This window comes from Nonomuraea sp. NPDC048826 (genome assembly GCF_043198225.1).
GTDB lineage: Bacteria > Actinomycetota > Actinomycetes > Streptosporangiales > Streptosporangiaceae > Nonomuraea.
In genome coordinates, this window is sequence record NZ_JBICUQ010000005.1 from 110887 (window position 1) to 127465 (window position 16579).

A 16579-nucleotide genomic window follows, 5' to 3' on the forward strand; every position below is an offset into this window, starting at 1 on the left:
GCGGCTACGGCTTGATGATCATCGGGACCGAGAAGAACACGATCATCGCGATCGCCACGCAGATCAGGAAGCCGATCAGCTCCCAGGCCCAGTCGTGGTGACGGTTGCGGCGCTTCTTCTTCCTGCCCTTGGCGGGGTGCGGCTTGCGGCCCTTCTGCGGCGGCTTGCGGGCCGGCGGCTTGCGCACGGGCCGCGGCTTCGTCAGCAGCGGATCGGGTGCGGCCACCGGCTTCCGGGCCTCTTCCGTACGGGGTTCGTCCGTACGGGAGACGTCCGTACGGGAGACGTCCGAGAGAGGGGCGGCCGTGGGGGAGGTCGGTGAGTCGGCCGGGCGGGGCGCCGGGACCACGGGCTCGGCGGCCGGGGCCACGGGCATGCGGTAGACCGGCTCCTTGGGCGGGGTGCGCGGCACGAACAGCGGCCCCGCCTCGCGGACCTGGCCCTGGTGGACGAGGAAGTCGCCGGTGGCCGGCGGGTCGGCGGCCGGTGACGCCGGCGGGGCGCCGGCCGCGTCGTCGAGCAGGTCGCCGCCGGTCAGGAACGCGGGCGCGGACAGCGGCTCGCCCATGCCCGGCTTCGCACCCCGCGGCGTCGGCCGCTCAGGCCCGGCCTGCGCGGCCCGGCGCGGGCGGAAGGCCTCGAAAGGCGACGACGCGGCCGGAGGCTCAGGAACAGCGGGCCGCTCCGGCTTGACGGGCGCGAGGGCCGACGGCCCCTGCCGCGGGTCCGGGAAGGGTGCTGGGGACGACGGGCCGGGCCGCGGGTCCGGGAAGGGCGATGACGACGGGCCGGGGCGCGAACCCGGGAAAGGCGCGAAGGACGACGGGCCGGGGCGGGCGCCGGGGAAGGGCGCGAGGGACGACGCACCGGGGAAGCCCGTCAGGCGGGCCGGGCCCTCGCGCACCGCGTCGCGGTACTTCGGCATCGGGGCCGTGGTCGCGTCGTGGGCCGGGACGCGGGACGACGAGGGCGGGGTCAGCAGGTCGCGGGGGAAGAGCCCGGTCGTGGTCGCCGGGTCGGCCTCGCCGAGCGGCTGCGGCCAGGCCGGCGGCACGGGCCAGCGCGGCTTGACGAACAGCGGTGCGGGATTGGCAGTGCTGGAGCCCGCCAGGTGGATGCGGAGCGTCCCGGGCGGCTCCGGCCACGGCAGGCGCCCGAGCACGTCGCGCAGCGGCGCCACGGACAGCGCGCCGTAGACGTCGGCCACCGGCTTCGGGATGCGGCCCTCGCTCGCGTCCAGCGCCATGTTGAGGATCTGACGGAACCGGTGGGCCGCGCTGAGCACCAGCTCCTCCGCCGTGTCGGGCGCCACGTCGAGCACCCAGGCCAGCTCGGCCAGGTCGAGCCCGCAGACGTGGCCGAGCACGAGCACCTCGCGCTGCTGCGGCCGCAGCTCGCGCAGGATCCGCTCGACCAGCGCGGAGGCCGGGTCGACGAGCGGGTCGACCACGGGCGGCGCGTAGACCACGTCGCGCCGGTGGATCTCCCGGCGGGCGAACGCGTACAGGGCGGCTCGCGGAGAATCCTCCGGCGCGCTGGTGAGGACGGACACCAGGACGTCGGCCGTCGAGCCGGGGTCGCCGAGCTGATCGGCACAGTAGACGAACAGCCCGGCGGCGTGACTGTCGTAGAGCTCGGCGATCTGCTCGCGACGGGAGCGCTGACCGGTGAGCGGGTGTGTCACGGTACCGGTTCCTCTTACTGACAAAGGCGGACGCTGGGGGGAGGGGGGTGCGCCGGTGAGTCTGGAGATTGTGGAGGTAATCATGCCAACAATCCCAAGTCGAGCGCACTACCGGGGCGGGAATTCCTGGGGAATCGCAGGTCAGTGAAGCGGTTCAGTTCGGACTCGATGCCCAGATGGGGATGGATCGCCGTAGTCTGTGGGTTCAAGAGATCATGTGGCGGTCGTGGCAGGGGGTCGCGGCCCTGCTCGATGCGGGAGGTCGCGCGTGATCACTTTCGACGCTGTCACCAAGCGCTACCCGGACGGCACCGTCGCGGTGGACGGCTTGAGCCTTGAGGCGCGCACGGGAGAGATCACCGTGCTGGTCGGCCCTTCCGGGTGCGGCAAGACGACGTCGCTGCGGATGATCAACCGGATGATCGACCCCAGCGAGGGCCGGATCCTGCTCGACGGCGCTCCGGTGCAGAGCGTCGACCCTCCCGTGCTGCGCCGCGGCATCGGCTACGTGATCCAGCAGGCCGGTCTGTTCCCGCACCGCAAGGTCGTCGACAACGTCGCCACCGTCCCTTACCTGCTGGGCTGGAACCGCAAGCGGGCCCGCGGCCGGGCCATGGACCTGCTGGAGCGGGTCGGCCTGGACCCCGCGCTGGCCGAGCGCTACCCGTTCCAGCTGTCCGGCGGGCAGCAGCAGCGGGTCGGGGTGGCCAGGGCGCTGGCGGCCGACCCGCCCGTGCTGCTCATGGACGAGCCGTTCAGCGCGGTCGACCCGGTGGTGCGCACGAGCTTGCAGGACGAGCTGATCAGGCTCCAGGCCGAGCTCAACAAGACCATCGTGTTCGTCACCCACGACATCGACGAGGCGATCAAGCTGGGCGACCAGGTGGCGGTGCTGCGCGTGGGCGGCAAGCTGGCGCAGCTCGCCGATCCCCGGACGCTGCTGACGGAGCCGGCCGACGACTTCGTGCGCGAGTTCCTCGGCCGCGACCGGGGGATCCGCCGCCTGCAGTTCGTCCCCACCGACGGGCTGCGGCTGCGCACCGACCTGACCGTGCGGGAGGGCTCAGGCCGGAACGGCGACGAGCCCTGGCTGCTCGCGGTCACCGCCGAAGGACGCCCGGCCGGCTGGCTGTCGCGCGCCAAGCCCGGCGCGCTGGAGCCCGCGGGCACCTTCCGGCCCGGCCGCGACTCCATGCGCGCGGCGCTGGACGCCGCCCTGCTGTCGCCGTCGGGCCACGCGGTGGCGGTGGACGAGCACGACAAGGTGGTCGGGGTGGCCACCCGGCAGGCGCTCGACGAGGCCCTGACGGAGGCCGTCCATGGGTGACGGGCCTCCCTCGCTCTGGGAGTGGACCGCACGCAACTGGGACACCGGGCGGAGCGGCAGCATCAAGGACCTGCTCGGCGACCACCTGCTGATGTCGCTGGTGCCGATCGTCGTGGGCCTGGCGCTGGCCCTGCCGCTCGGGCTGGCCTGCATCCGGTGGCGGTGGCTCTACCAGCCCACGGCGGCCGTGTTCAACGTGCTCTACGCGCTGCCGTCGCTGCCGCTGTTCATGATGCTGATCTCGGTCACCGGGCTGTCGCCGGTCACGGTGATCATCCCGCTGACCTTCTACGCGATGGCCGTGCTCATCCCGGCCGTGGTCGACGGGATCGGCGCGGTGCCCGATCACGTCCGCCAGTCGGCCGTGGCCATGGGCTTCACGCCGCTGCGCCGGCTGGTGCAGGTGGAGCTGCCGATCGCGGTGCCGGTCGTGATCGCCGGGCTGCGGGTGGTGGCCGTCTCCAGCATCAGCCTGGTCAGCGTCGGCGCGCTGATCGGTCAGGGCGGGCTGGGCATGCTGTTCACCCGCGCCTACCAGAACCCGTTCGTGCCCCCGGTCGTGGTCGGCATCGGGCTCATCGTGCTGCTGGCGCTGGTCGCCGACGGGCTGCTGGTGCTCGCGCAGCGGCTGCTCACCCCCTGGGAACGGGCGAGGAGGGCGTCGTGACCTGGCTGTTCGACTTCTTCGGCGATCCGGCCAACTGGTCCGGGCCGTACGGGATCCCGATGCGGCTGCTGGAGCACCTGGAGTTCGCCGCCCTGGCGCTGGCCCTGGCCGCGCTGGTCGCGGTGCCGCTCGGCCTGCTGATCGGCCACACCGGCCGGGGCGGCCTGGTCGTGGTGGTCTCCGCCAACCTGGCCAGGGCGATCCCCACGCTGGGCGCGCTGGTGCTGTTCGTGCTGCTGCTGGGCACCACGTCGATCTGGCCGGTGATCATCCCGCTGGTGCTGCTGGCCGTGCCGCCCATCCTGGTCAACACCTTCGAGGGGATCAGGGGGGTCGACCCCGAGCTGCGCGACGCCGCCTACGGGATGGGGCTGCGCGGCGGGCAGGTGCTCGGGAAGGTGCTGGTGCCGGTGGCGCTGCCGCTGATCCTGCTGGGGCTGCGGCTGTCGGCCATCCAGGTGGTCGCGACCACGACGGTCGCCGCGTACACCGGCCTGGGCGGGCTCGGCAGGTTCGTCATCGACGGTTTCGCGACACAGGATTACGCGAGCGTGTTCGGGGGTTCTGTGTTGATTGTGCTGTTCGCGCTCGTGGTGCAGGTCGGTTTCACGCTGGTGCAGCGGGTCACCGTCTCCCCGGGCGTGAGCCGGCGACTGAGGGTACGTGACAGTGGTGCAACCTCCCGCTAGAAGGGGAAACAACTGATGAGACGCATGTTCGGCACCGCGGCGGTGCTTCTGTCCGCGGCGCTCGCGCTGGCCGGCTGTGGTGGTGGCGGCGGAGGGGACAACCCGCTGCAGACCACGTCCGCCGCGCCGAGCGGTTCGGCTTCCGGCGGGGGGACGGTCGTGATCGGGTCGTTCGACTTCGACGAGAGCGTGCTGCTCGCGTCGATCTACGCCCAGGCGCTGGAGGCCAAGGGCGTGCAGGTCGAGGAGAAGCCCAGGATCGGCAGCCGCGAGGTCGTCTACGACCAGGTGAAGAGCGGCGGGCTGACCGTCGTGCCCGAGTACAACGGCAACCTGCTCGCCTACGTCGACAAGGAGTCCACCGCGGCGACCGCCGACGACGTCAACGCCGCGCTGAAGGAGAAGCTGCCGCCGGAGCTGGAGGTGCTCGACTCCTCGCCGGCCGAGGACAAGGACACGCTCTCGGTCACCAAGGAGACCGCGCAGACCACCGCCACCATGGAAGACCTGGCCAAGGTGTCGAAGGACATGGTCGTGGGCGGCCCGCCGGAGTTCAAGAGCCGCTGGGAGAAGCCCTTCAAGGACGTGTACGGGATCGAGTTCAAGGAGTGGAAGCCGACCGGCCCGACGACGGCCGACGCCATCAAGGACGGCTCCATCCAGGTGGGCAACGTCTTCAGCACCGACCCGAAGATGACCGCCAACGACCTGGTCCCGCTCGAGGACACCAAGAACATCTTCCCCGCCCAGAACGTCACCCCGCTGGTCAACAAGGCCGCGGTGGACGACACGGTCCGCACGACGCTCAACGGCATCTCCGCCAAGCTGACGACGGACTCGCTGCTCGAGATGATGCAGAAGATCGCCGTCAACAAGGACGAGCCCGCCACGGTGGCCAAGGAATGGCTGACGTCGAACGGTCTCGGCTGACCCGCGCCGCCGACGGGCCCCCCGCGCGCCGGGGGGCCCGTCGGTGAGCGAGTTCACCGACGCGATGGGGCAGCTCGCGGCGGGCGTGTCGGTCGTCACCGTGCGCGACGACCGCGACGACGTGGGCGTCACCGTCTCCGCCCTGATGTCGGTGTCGATCGACCCGCCGCTGGTGCTCGTCAGCCTGGGCAGCCGGGGCTACCTCAGCGAGGTGCTGCTGCGCCGCGACCGCTGGGCGTGCTCCCTGCTGTCGTCCGGGCAGGCGGCGATGGCCAGCAGGTTCGCCGCCGCCGGCCGGCCGAGCGCCCGCCACCTCGTGGCCGGCGCCCCGCACCACCGCGGCGCCTACTCCGGCGCGCTCGTGCTCGACGGCGGCGTCGCGGCGCTGGAGGCGGAGACCGCGCAGGTGGTGCCGGCGGGCGACCACACCTTGTTCGTGGCCCGGGTGCTGACCGTCGACTACGTCACCCCGGGCCTGCGACCCCTGGTCCGCCTGCGCGGGCGTTACCGCTCGGTGAGCGGCTAGCGGATCTGATACCAGGCCGGGAGCGCCAGCGGGCCGGTCGCCGGGAGGCCGAGCTCGGCGGAGAGCCGGGCCAGCGGACCCCAGGCGTCCAGGCGCACCCTGGCCAGCGCCGCGGCCTTGTCCTCGCTCGACTCGGGGCCGCGCAGCCGCTCCAGCGGATTGAGCTTCGGGTACATCCGGACCGGGGCGTCCTGCGCCAGGCCGACCCGCTTCCTGGCCAGCGCCAGCGCGTCCTCCAGGCCGCCCAGCTCGTCGACCAGGCCGCTCGCGCGGGCGTCGGCGCCGGTCCACACCCGGCCGCGGGCCAGCTCGTGGGCCCGCTCGCGGCTCAGGTCGCGGGCCTGGGCCACCTTGCCCACGAAGTCGTCGTAGATGCGGTCCAGCCAGGCGTTGACCCGCTCCCACTGCTCCGGCGAGAAGCCGCGGGTGGTGGAGAACATGCCCGCGTTCGCACCCTCGGCGACCTGCTCGGTGTCGACGCCGAGCTTCGCCATCAGCTCCGACAGCACCGGCTTGCCGCCGAGCACGCCGATCGACCCGGTGAGCGTGCCCGGCTGGGCCACGATCACGTCGGCGGCCATGGCGACGAAGTAGCCGCCGGAGGCCGCCACGTCGCCCATCGACACGATCACCGGCTTGACCTTGCGCGTCAGCACCACCTCGCGCCAGACCGTGTCGGAGGCCACGTACGAGCCGCCGGGGCTGTCGACCCGGAACACCACGGCCTTGACGTGCTCGTCGCGGCGGGCGGCGCGCAGCGCGGCGCTGATCGTGTCGGAGCCCATCGCGCCGCTCCCGCCGAGCGGGCTGCGGCCGCTGCGGCCGGTGCGGATCGGGCCGCTGCCGTGGACGAGCGCGACGCTGTCGGCGCCCGGGTGGGGCAGCTTCTTGACGGCCGACGCCCGCTGGTAGCGGGACACATACTGCAGATGCGTGTCCGCCCCCGCGGACCGCTTGACCTCTTCGTACACCTCGTCGCGGTAGGCGAGGCCGTCGACCAGGCCGGCCTCCAGCGCCTCGGCGCCGATGAACGGGCCGCGGTCGATCAGCTCGCGCACCTTGCCCGGGTCGAGCCTGCGGCCGTCGGCGATGCCGGCGACGAGCTGCTCGGTCACCGACTCGACGATGCGGGCCATCGACTCGCGGTGCGGCTCGGTCATGTGGTCCTGGGTGAAGGTGTTGGCCGCGGTCTTGTATTCGTGGCGCTGGCCGACCTGGTAGTCGACGCCGAGCTTGCCCAGCGCGTTCTTCAGGAAGCGCTGCTCCAGGACCACGCCGGTCAGCCCGACGTCACCGCTGGGCTGCAGGTAGACCCGCTCGAAGGCGCTGGCCAGGAAGTAGGGGACGGTGCCGGCGCCGAACTCGCCGAACGTCTCGGCGTAGGCCACGGTCTGTTTGCCGGAGGCGCGGAACTGGATGACGGCCTGGCGCAGCTCCTGGACGGTCGCGAGCCCGATCGGGTTGCCGCCGATCTTCACGATCAGCGCCTTGACCCGGGAGTCCTGCCGGGCCCGCTTGAGCCCGGCCAGCACGTCGGACAGGCGGGGCTTGCGCATGGACAACAGGGCGGCCAGCGGGTCGGCAGGCGGCCCCTCGGTCAGCCCCTCGGTGAGGTCGAGCTCCAGCACGAGCGGGGCGGTGCGTCGCTGCCGGTACTTCTCGACGGTGTCGATGATCGCCTTGCCTGCGTCCATAGAGCCACCCTAAGCGGCGCGACCCGGACGCGTGTGTCCAACTCCTGCCAAGTGGGGACAGCTCAGCGCGCCGCGCTCGGGGCGGTCGCGCGGCCCACGGCGAGGCGCGGGGTGCCGAGCCGGCGCGCGTCGGCGCTGTAGACGATCGACCGGCCGGTCGCCCGCAGCCGCTGCAGGATCTGCACCGCGTCGAGCGTCGGGAACGCCTGCTTCATCACCGCGAACGCGCCCGCCACGTGCGGCGTGGACATCGACGTGCCGCTCATCGTGGCGTAGGCGTCGTCCGGCACCGAGGACGTGATCGCCACGCCCGGCGCGAACAGGTCGAGCAGCGGCCCCCGGTTGGAGAACGCGGCGATCTCGTCGGCGTTGTCGGTGGCGCCCACGGTGACGGCGCTGGAGATGCAGGCCGGTGCCGAGACGCCGTTGCCGGCGCCCCCGTTGCCGGCCGCGACCACGGGCGCGACGCCCAGGTCCAGCAGCGCGTCGAACTGGCTCTTGAGCGCCGCAGACTCGGGGTCGGCGTCGCAGTGCGTCTCGTGCGGGCCGCCTCCGCCGAAGCTCATGTTCACCGAGGCCACGTTGTAGGTCCTGGCCATGCGGGTGACGTACTCCAGCGCCAGCTTCTGGTCGGAGGTGTAGCTGACGAAGCAGGGCGCCTGGCGGCCGACCCGGGTGCAGCTGGTGGCGGAGTCGAGCCGGCTGAAGACCTGGATGGGCAGGATCCCCGCCCCAGGGGCCACCCCGTCGCCGGGCGCGCCGGGCGCGAACCGGCCGGCCGCGATGCCGGCCACGTGGCTGCCGTGGCCGCACTGGTTGACGCCGCGCGCCAGGCAGCGCGCGACCCGGCTGTCCGCCGCGCCGCGGCCGGCCTGGTCGTCCCGGCCGCTCGGGCACAGGGAGACGGCCCCGGTGCTCGCGTCGGTGGTGGAGAAGCAGGCCTGGTCCACGATGCGGCCGGCCAGAAAGGGATGGTCGCCGTCGATGCCCATGTCCAGCACCGCGACCGTGGCGCCGCGGCCGGTCCAGCCCGCCCGGTTGGCCGCGTCCGAGCCGATCACCCTGGTGCTCTCGGCCAGGAACGGCACGCTGAGCTGGTCCGCGTACACGGCCTTGACCCGGGGGTCCTTGCGCAGCTCGGCGAGGGTGGCGGCGTCGACCTCGGCGACGAAGAAGTGCGCCGAGGCCGACGCCTCCAGCACCCTGGCCCCCGCCGAGGCCCGTTCGACGTCCGTGGCGACGCTGCTCACCGGCTGACCGGGCCGCAGTTCGACGATGGAGCGGACCTTCTCCTCGGAGCGGATCTGGCTGGCCAGGCCCTTGCCGACCGTGGGTCCGTCGCCCCCGTGGACGCCGCCCGGGGTGCCGGCGTGGCCGGCGGGCGCGGCGGCCACCACCGTGGTCAGGGCGAGCGCGCAGGCGAGCGCGGAGCGGGATCCCACTGGTTTCCTCCGAGGGCGTCAAAGGGACGACACGGCGGATTGCTCCCCATCCGTGTCGTCCCCGACGCCTCGGTTTTCCAGCCCTTTACCGGGATTTGATCACCTTGGCGGCGGCCTTCTTGAGCGCGGCGCCCGTCGACTTCTTGGACAGCCGCACCTTCTCGGCCGAGCCGAGGGTCTTGGTGCCGTTCACGCCGTGCGCCCAGTTGAGCCAGCCGGCGAGCAGCGCGCTGTCGAGCTTGCCCTTGGCCTTCTTGGTGTTCTTGAGCACCCGGTACGCCTTGCCCAGCGACGAGGCCTTGGTCAGCTCGGGGAAGACCTTGCTGGCCTTGCCCACCAGCTTCAGGTAGCAGGTGAGCGTCTCGTCGCTCATCGTGCCGCTGCCGCGGTGGATCTCCTTGGCCCACTGCTTGACGGTCAGCCGCTCGGCCGCGGTGCCCCGGGTGCAGACCGGCGCCGCCTTGGCGGCCGGGGTGGGGGTGACGGTGATCGTGACCGTGACGGTGATCGTCGGCAGCGGCACCGGGGTCGGGTCGTCCGACGGCGCGTCCGGCTCGGGGCTCGGGCCGCTCTCGGTCGGGCCGGGCTCCGGGGCCGGGCCGCTCTCCGTCGGGTCCGGCTCGGGGTCGGTGGGGCCGGGATCCGTCGGGTCCGGTGCGGACGGCGGGCTCTGGCTGATCTCCGGCTGCGGGCCGCTGCCGGTCACCGCCGCCGCCACGTCCAGCCGGGGGGTGCGCACCTCGGCGCCGTTGGCCTGGTAGACGTACGGCCTGCCGGTGGCGACGAGCTTGGCGATCAGCTCCGGCATCGGCGTCCCGGGCGACTGCGCCTTCAGCACCGCCAGCGCGCCCGCGACGTGCGGGGTGGCCATCGAGGTGCCGCTGTAGGTGGTCGTCTGGTTGTCCGGCACCGACGACTCGATGTCCACGCCGGGCGCGAACAGGTCGAGCAGCGCGCCCTGGTTGGAGAAGTCGGCGATGGCGTCGCCGTCGTCGTTCGCGCCGACGGCGACCGCGGAGCTGATGCAGGCGGGGAACGAGGCGCCCTCGAAGTACTCGTTGCCGGCCGCGACCACGGTGGCGGTGCCCTTGGCCAGCAGGGCGTCGATCTTCGGCTTGAAGACCTGGCCCTCCTCGCTGTCGTCGCAGGTGGTCTCGTACGGCATGCCGCCCAGGCTCAGGTTGACCGCGGCGACGGGCTCGGTGAGGGAGGCCACGTGGTCCAGGGCCAGCCGCAGCGACGACTCGTACGCGAGCAGACAGGCGGCCGCCCCGCACAGGTCCTCGTCGTTGACCCGGCTGAACACCTGCACCGCGATGATCCCCGCGCCGGGCGCCACGCCGCCGGTGCCGGCGGCGATGCCGGCCACGTGGGTGCCGTGGTCGCACAGGTTGGTCCCGTCGAGCAGGCACTTGGCGGTGGTGGCGTCGGCCGCGCCGGCTCCGACCTGGCTGGTCTGGCCGTTGGGGCAGAGCGACTCGACGCCGGTGTCCACGGCCGAGAAGCAGGCCTCGGCCACCACCCGATTGCCCAGGAACGGGTGGTCCAGGTCGACGCCGGTGTCCAGGATCGCGATGTTCTGCCCGGCCCCGGTGTGGCCGGCGGCGTGCGCCTGGTCGGCCCCGATCTGCTTGATGCTGGAGGCCAGGGCGGGCGGGTAGGCCCGGTCGCGGTGGATGGAGGTCACCCGCGGGTCCTCGGCGAGCGCGGCCAGTTCCTCGGCCGTGCCCTCGACCACCATGAACGGCTGCGACTGCGGCTGTAACAGCACCTGCACGTCGTCGGCCGCGGCCTTGCCCGCGACCGGGGCGTGCTCGGCGGGGTCGGTCAGCTCGACGATGGCGCGCACGGTGCCGCCGTCGACGGCTAACCCTTCCTCGACCTTCTCTTCGGGGCTCGCGGTGGCGCTGGGGGACGGTGTCGGCGTGGGATCGTCGGCGAACGCGGGCGCCGCGGGAAGCAGCGCCAGCATGACCGCGGCGGCGATCAGGGGGCGAAGTCGCACCGGCTTCCTCCGAAGAGACATGATCTCGGAGTTTAAGGCGATATGTCAGAACGGCACAGGCCCTGCCGCCCCTTTCTCACCAGACTTTCAGCCGTCTGTCAGGAAGCCGGAGAGGTCAGCCAGACCGCCCCCAGCGGCGGCACCCGCAGCGTCGTGGAGTACGGCAGGCCGTGCCACGCCTGCTCGACCGCCTCCACCGAGCCCAGATTGCCCACGCCGCTGCCCCAGTACTCGTAGGCGTCGGTGTTGACCGCTTCCGTCCACTGACCCGCGTACGGGAGACCGAGCCGGTAGTTCTCGTGCGCCGCGCCGCTGAAGTTGACCACGCACGCCACCGCGGACCCGTCCTTGGCGTAGCGGACGAACGAGAACGTGTTGCCCGGCGCGTCGTCGGCGTCGATCCACCGGAAGCCCTCGGGCCGCGTGTCCTGCTCCCAGAGCGCCGGGGTCTGCTTGTAGAACCGGTTGAGGTCGCGTACGAGCTTCTGCACGCCTTGATGGCCGTCGAACTCCAGCACCCACCAGTCGAGCCCGCGCTCCTCCGACCACTCCGAGCCCTGGCCGAACTCGCCGCCCATGAACAGCAGCTGCTTGCCCGGATGCGCCCACATGAACGCCAGCAGCGCGCGCAGCTGGGCGAAGCGCTGCCACTCGTCGCCGGGCATCTTGCCCATGAGCGAGCCCTTGCCGTGCACCACCTCGTCATGGGAGAGCGGCAGGACGTAGTTCTCCGAGTACGCGTAGATGAGCGAGAACGTCATCTGGTGATGGTGGTACTGCCGGAAGATCGGCTCGTGCCGGAGGTACTCCAGCGTGTCGTGCATCCAGCCCATGTTCCACTTGAAGCCGAAGCCGAGCCCGCCCAGGTGCACCGGCCGCGACACCCCCGGCCAGGCGGTCGACTCCTCGGCCACGGTCATGATGCCGGGCGCCTCGCGATAGCAGACGGAGTTCATCTCCTTGAGGAACTCGACCGCGTCGAGGTTCTCCCGGCCGCCGTAGACGTTGGGCGTCCACTCGCCCTCGCGCCGCGAGTAGTCCAGGTAGAGCATCGAGGCCACCGCGTCCACCCGCAGGCCGTCGATGTGGAACTCCTTGAGCCAGTAGACGGCGTTGGCGACCAGGAAGTTGCGCACCTCGCGGCGGCCGAAGTCGAACACGTAGGTGCCCCAGTCGGGGTGCTCGCCCCTCGCCGGGTCGGCGTGCTCGTAGAGCGGGGTGCCGTCGAAGCGGGCCAGCGCCCAGTCGTCCATCGGGAAGTGCGCGGGCACCCAGTCGAGCAGCACCCCGATGCCCTTCTGGTGCATCCGGTCCACGAACACGCGGAACTCGTCGGGGCTGCCGAACCGGGCGGTCGGCGCGTAGTAGGAGGTCACCTGGTAGCCCCACGACCCGCCGAACGGGTGCTCGGCCACCGGCAGCAGCTCCACGTGGGTGAAGCCCAGGTCGGCGACGTACTCGGAGAGCTGGTCGGCCAGCTCCAGGTAGGACAGGCCGGGCCGCCACGAGCCCAGGTGCACCTCGTAGATGCTCACCGGGGCGTTGCGCGGCTGCCTGTCCTGCCGCTGGGCCATCCACTCCTCGTCCTGCCAGACGTGGTCGGACCGCTCGACGACCGAGGCGGTCTGCGGCGGCAGCTCGGTCCTGCGCGCCATCGGGTCGGCCTTGTCGCGCCACACGCCGTCGGCGCCCAGCACCTGGTACTTGTAGCGTTCGCCGGCGTCGATGCCGGGGACGAACAGCTCCCACACGCCCGAGCGCCCCAGCGAGCGCATCGGGTGGGCGGTGCCGTCCCAGTGGTTGAAGTCGCCGATCACGCGGATGCCGCGGGCGTTGGGCGCCCAGACGGCGAACGCCGTGCCCCGCACGTCCTGGTGCTCCATCACGCGGGCGCCGAGGACCTCCCAGAGCCGCTCGTGCCGCCCCTCGCCGATCAGGTGCAGGTCCACCTCGCCCAGCGTGGGCCAGTGCCGGTACGGGTCGCGCGCCTCGTGCGCGTCACCGCCGGGGTAGCGCACGCTCACGGTGTACGCGGGAACCTTGTCCAAACCGGCGACCGTGGTCTCGAACACGCCGTGGGCCACGTGCTTCAGATCGTGCGCGGTGCCGTCCTCCAGCACCACGCGGACCTGTTCGGCGAGCGGGCGCAGCACACGGAAGGTCACCCCGCCCGCGCCCGGGTGGGCACCCAGCACGGAATGCGGATCGTGATGCGCCCCGCCCGCGAGGCGGTCGAGCTCTGTCCTCATCGGCATACTCCCCACACTGCCCTATGGCGACCGTCCATCTCTGGCACTGCCCGCATTCACCACGCCAATCACCGAATGTGCGGAATCTTGGGTTTATCGGGAGGAGAAGCCGTGGGTGCCCACCCCGTCCGGGCTGCGTCCCAAGGTAAAAAATCGGTCCGGGATCCCCTATGGGATCGGGGATCGCGTCGTGCGGGCCGGTAGGGCACTTGCCTTGCCCCTTGCTCGCCGATTACCTTCGAGTACATCGATGGCACGCGCTTGACCAGCGCTTTCAGGTAAAGCCCTCGCGCGTTGCCGATGTATTGCCGAGACCGCGCCCTCCGTGCAGGAGCACGGCGCGGCCGCCGAATCCGCCGTCGGGCGGAACCGGGGACCCACCTTTCCATCTGGGGTGAATCGGTCGTATTCGACCGTAGGGCACTTCCACGCCCGAACCCGACAGCTAACCCGGTAGGCGGCATGGAAGCAAGGAGCAATCCGAGAGCATGGCCGCACAGCATCTGATCGACCGCATCCCCACGACCGCCTCCCGTCTGGCCGTCGGCGCCACGCTGGCGCTGGGCCTGGCGTTCACCGGAGCCGCCGCGACCGCCGCCTCCGCCACCACCACCCCGGCCGAGCCGCAGGCCGCCGCCCAGCAGCAGCGGACCCAGGCCAAGCCCGTCAGCGCGCAGACCCTCCTGCGGGTGGCCGAGTCCCAGATCGGCGTGTCCGAGGACGCGACCGGTGGCGGCACCAAGTTCCACCAGTGGTACATGTCCTCCCCGCGCGCGGCCGAGACCCTGGCCCGTGACGGCGGCGGCACGCCCGCGATGTACGCCAACGCCCCCTGGTGCGCGATGTTCGTGTCCTGGGTCGGCGAGCAGGTCGGCGCCCGCTCCACGGTGGGCTGGGACGCCTACACCGTGACCTACGCCCAGTGGTTCGCGAACAACGGCCGCTGGGGCGGCGAGGCCAAGCCCGGCAGCGTCGTCTTCTTCGACTGGGGCGGCAGCAAGAGCATCAGCTCGATCGACCACGTCGGCCTGGTCAAGAAGGACAACGGCGACGGCACGATCACCACGATCGAGGGCAACACCGGCAACGGCAAGGTCGAGGAGCGGGTCCGGCCCAAGGGCCACGTGACCGGCTACGGCTACCCCGAGTACAACGCCGCCTGAGCCGACCACACCTCACTCCGCCGATCCGGTCAGGACTTCCTGGCCGGATCGTCGTGTGTCGCGGGACGATCACGGATGGGCCCCGGATCGGCCACCGGGGGCGCCCTGGCACGGGGAGCTGCGAGACTGGCGGGCTGTTCACCCCCCAGCCTCTGAGAGGTCATCGTGTATCCCTTACCGTTACGCCCGGCCCGCGGGGTCGCCTTCCTGGCCGTCGGCGGGCTCGTCCTCGACTCCGTCGTCGGGCTCGGCGCCATCGTGATCGACCTGCAGCGGGCCGCGTTCATCGACCAGGTGGTCGCCGACCCCATGTCCGCCACACTGGAGGAGGCCGAGGCGAGCGACGCGCTCTACGCCCTGTCCGGGATGGTGGAGATCGGCGTCTACGTCCTCACGGCCGTGGCCTTCCTGATCTGGATGTTCCGGGTACGGGCGAACGCCGAGATCATCGCGCCCGACGAGCAGCGGCATGCCCGGCCCTGGGCGATCTTCGCGTGGTTCGTGCCGATCATCAGTCTCTGGTTCCCCAAGCAGATCGTCGACGACATCTGGAGCGCCAGCCACGGGAACCCGAACGACCCCTGGCCGCGTTCGAGGCTGGTCACGCTCTGGTGGACGCTCTGGCTGATCGGCAACTGGGTGACGTGGGCGGCCGCACGGCTGCTCTTCAACGCCCAGGAGCTGGAGTCCATGGCGTCGGCGGCCAGGTTCGACGCGGTGAGCTGCGTCCTGATGCTGATGGCGGCGGTGCCGGCTGCCCTGGTGGTGCTGCGCATCAGCAACGCGCAGGAGGCCCGCCGGGCGGCGCCGCTGTCGCCCGTGCCCCCGTCCCCGGCGCCGCCGTACGGGAGCCCGGCCGCCTAGCGGAAGGCGGCCAGCGGGATCGACACCCACGCGGGGCGGTTGCGGGCCTCGTACCCGACCTCGTAGACCGCCTTCGACAGCTCGAACGCGCGCAGCAGCGCCGCGTCGGCCGGCGTGATCACGCCGCCGCCCTCGGCGTAGCCCTCCAGGAACGCGGCCCTGTTGCGCTTGGTCCACTCCTCGGCCTTGGCCTCCAGCCGGCTCGCCTCGGCGTGGCCGGCCAGCAGGTGCCTGGCCGCGTAGTCGAACGAGCGCAGCATGCCCGCCACGTCCCGCAGCGGCGAGGAGAGCGCGCGGCGCTCGGCCAGCGGCCGGCCTGGCTCGCCCTCGAAGTCGAGCACCACCCAGTCGGTGGTGGTCCGCATGACCTGGCCCAGGTGGTAGTCGCCGTGCACCCGCTGGACGTGCACCTCGGAGGTCAGCTCCTCGGCCCGGTGGTAGGCCCGCTCCACGACGGGCGCGTGCTCGCGCAGCTCGGACACCTCGCTCACGGCCTGGCCGAGCTGCCGCCGGAAGTCCTCGATCATCCGCTTGACCTCGGGGGCGTCCAGCACGCCGGTGTCGAACGCCTCGCGCAGCTCGTGGTGGACGCGGGCGGTGGCCGCGCCGAGCCGGCTCGCCTCGGCGGCGAAGTCGCCGCCGGCCTCCCCGGCGGACAGCTCCGGCATCGAGTTGTACAGGTCGCGCACGCTGGTCAGCGCCAGGTCCCAGCCGTCGGTGGCGTTCGACAGGTACTCCTGCATGATCGCCAGCGTGGTCGGCGTGCCGTCGAGGTCGGTCTCGATCCACCCGTACGGCTGCGCGATGTGCGGAGCCTGCCTGGCCGCCAGCGCGGTGGTGATCTCCAGCTCCGGGTTGACGCCGGGGACGAGCCGGCGGAAGAGCTTGCAGATGTACTCCTCGCCGAAGACCAGCGAGGTGTTGGACTGCTCGGCCCCGAGCACGATGCTGCGCTGCGAGGTGTCGATCTCGACGCCCGGCAGGTGGCTGAACCGCACGCCCGCCCGGCCGCCGTCGCCCGCCATCGACTCCAGGATCCAGTGGGTCAGCTCGTGGTCGTGGACGGCGTCGTAGGCCGCCCATTCCGCGCCTTCCGCCGCGTACGGGCCGATGAAGGCGTGCGTGAGGGTGTCGGGCAGCTCCCTGCGCAGGCCGAGCAGGAGCTGGTAGCGCTCGGGTGAGCCCTCCTGCCGGACCGCCACGACCAGGTGGCGCAGGCTCGGGTCGCCCTCCTGGATGACGACGTCGGACTCGATCGACAGCGCGTCGATCGGGCGCCCCTTGCCGCCGAACCAGCGTTGGCGGGCGATCCATGCGGCAAGGAGCTCGTCCAGCACGT

At 72.0% G+C, this 16579-nt stretch carries 13 protein-coding genes and 1 riboswitch; of the genes, 7 read left to right on the top strand and 6 right to left on the bottom strand.

Features of this window, described 5'->3' with window-relative positions:
* Positions 1–4: 4 nt before the first annotated feature.
* On the bottom strand, positions 5–1684 hold the full coding sequence (locus tag ACGFI7_RS18890; RefSeq protein ID WP_393405920.1) for a hypothetical protein: 1680 nt from the start codon (positions 1682–1684) through the stop codon (positions 5–7).
* A 268-nt stretch (positions 1685–1952) separates the two neighbouring features.
* Here ACGFI7_RS18890 and ACGFI7_RS18895 point away from each other — a divergent pair, with 268 nt between their 5' ends.
* The 5 genes from ACGFI7_RS18895 to ACGFI7_RS18915 are packed head-to-tail and all read left to right on the top strand — an operon-like array spanning position 1953 to position 5823.
* Positions 1953–3011 carry an ABC transporter ATP-binding protein gene (locus ACGFI7_RS18895; RefSeq protein ID WP_393405922.1) on the top strand — a complete coding sequence of 353 codons (1059 nt, stop codon included), beginning with the start codon at positions 1953–1955 and terminating at the stop codon, positions 3009–3011.
* Complete coding sequence (locus tag ACGFI7_RS18900) at positions 3004–3678, top strand: ABC transporter permease (RefSeq protein ID WP_393405924.1); 675 nt, start codon at positions 3004–3006, stop codon at positions 3676–3678. Before ACGFI7_RS18895 ends, ACGFI7_RS18900 begins: the two co-directional genes overlap by 8 nt.
* Positions 3675–4367, top strand: a complete 693-nt coding sequence (locus ACGFI7_RS18905) for an ABC transporter permease (RefSeq protein WP_393405925.1) — start codon at positions 3675–3677, stop codon at positions 4365–4367. The genes ACGFI7_RS18900 and ACGFI7_RS18905 overlap by 4 nt, the downstream gene beginning before the upstream one ends.
* Before the next feature lie 15 nt (positions 4368–4382).
* Positions 4383–5297 carry an ABC transporter substrate-binding protein gene (locus ACGFI7_RS18910; protein WP_393405926.1) on the top strand — a complete coding sequence of 305 codons (915 nt, stop codon included), beginning with the start codon at positions 4383–4385 and terminating at the stop codon, positions 5295–5297.
* 43 nt (positions 5298–5340) lie between these two features.
* Entirely contained in the window at positions 5341–5823 is a 483-nt protein-coding gene (locus tag ACGFI7_RS18915) for a flavin reductase family protein (protein WP_393405928.1), read from the top strand.
* Here the strand turns inward: ACGFI7_RS18915 and sppA are convergent.
* From sppA to glgB, 4 genes are all read right to left on the bottom strand, one after another.
* Entirely contained in the window at positions 5820–7517 is a 1698-nt protein-coding gene (gene sppA / locus ACGFI7_RS18920) for a signal peptide peptidase SppA (protein ID WP_393405930.1), read from the bottom strand. The genes ACGFI7_RS18915 and sppA overlap by 4 nt on opposite strands.
* Positions 7518–7579: 62 nt before the next feature.
* Positions 7580–8959, bottom strand: a complete 1380-nt coding sequence (locus tag ACGFI7_RS18925; RefSeq protein ID WP_393405932.1) for a S8 family serine peptidase — start codon at positions 8957–8959, stop codon at positions 7580–7582.
* Between the two features lie 85 nt (positions 8960–9044).
* Positions 9045–10964 (bottom strand): S8 family serine peptidase, encoded by a 1920-nt coding sequence (locus tag ACGFI7_RS18930; RefSeq protein ID WP_393405934.1) that lies wholly within the window; start codon positions 10962–10964, stop codon positions 9045–9047.
* Positions 10965–11062: 98 nt separating this feature from the next.
* A complete protein-coding gene (gene glgB / locus ACGFI7_RS18935; RefSeq protein WP_393405936.1) occupies positions 11063–13213 on the bottom strand; it encodes a 1,4-alpha-glucan branching protein GlgB in 2151 nt (716 codons plus the stop codon).
* Between the two features lie 335 nt (positions 13214–13548).
* Positions 13549–13688: riboswitch (cyclic di-AMP (ydaO/yuaA leader) on the top strand.
* A 13-nt stretch (positions 13689–13701) separates the two neighbouring features.
* Here glgB and ACGFI7_RS18940 point away from each other — a divergent pair.
* Positions 13702–14376: a CHAP domain-containing protein gene (locus ACGFI7_RS18940; protein WP_393405938.1), complete on the top strand. Its 675-nt coding sequence runs from the start codon at positions 13702–13704 to the stop codon at positions 14374–14376.
* Positions 14377–14541: 165 nt separating this feature from the next.
* Positions 14542–15240 carry a DUF4328 domain-containing protein gene (locus tag ACGFI7_RS18945; protein WP_393405940.1) on the top strand — a complete coding sequence of 233 codons (699 nt, stop codon included), beginning with the start codon at positions 14542–14544 and terminating at the stop codon, positions 15238–15240.
* On the opposite strand, the gene ACGFI7_RS18950 is transcribed toward ACGFI7_RS18945, so the two are convergent.
* Positions 15237–16577, bottom strand: coding sequence for a phosphotransferase (locus ACGFI7_RS18950; RefSeq protein WP_393405942.1), 1341 nt, complete (start codon positions 16575–16577; stop codon positions 15237–15239). The genes ACGFI7_RS18945 and ACGFI7_RS18950 overlap by 4 nt on opposite strands.
* Positions 16578–16579: the final 2 nt, after the last annotated feature.

Coding starts and splice junctions, on each gene's coding strand:
- ACGFI7_RS18900 (WP_393405924.1), top strand. CDS start 3,004: ATGGGTGACGGGCCTCCCTCGCTCTGGGAGTGGACCGCACGCAACTGG.
- ACGFI7_RS18910 (WP_393405926.1), top strand. CDS start 4,383: ATGAGACGCATGTTCGGCACCGCGGCGGTGCTTCTGTCCGCGGCGCTC.
- sppA (WP_393405930.1), bottom strand. CDS start 7,517: ATGGACGCAGGCAAGGCGATCATCGACACCGTCGAGAAGTACCGGCAG.
- glgB (WP_393405936.1), bottom strand. CDS start 13,213: ATGAGGACAGAGCTCGACCGCCTCGCGGGCGGGGCGCATCACGATCCG.
- ACGFI7_RS18940 (WP_393405938.1), top strand. CDS start 13,702: ATGGCCGCACAGCATCTGATCGACCGCATCCCCACGACCGCCTCCCGT.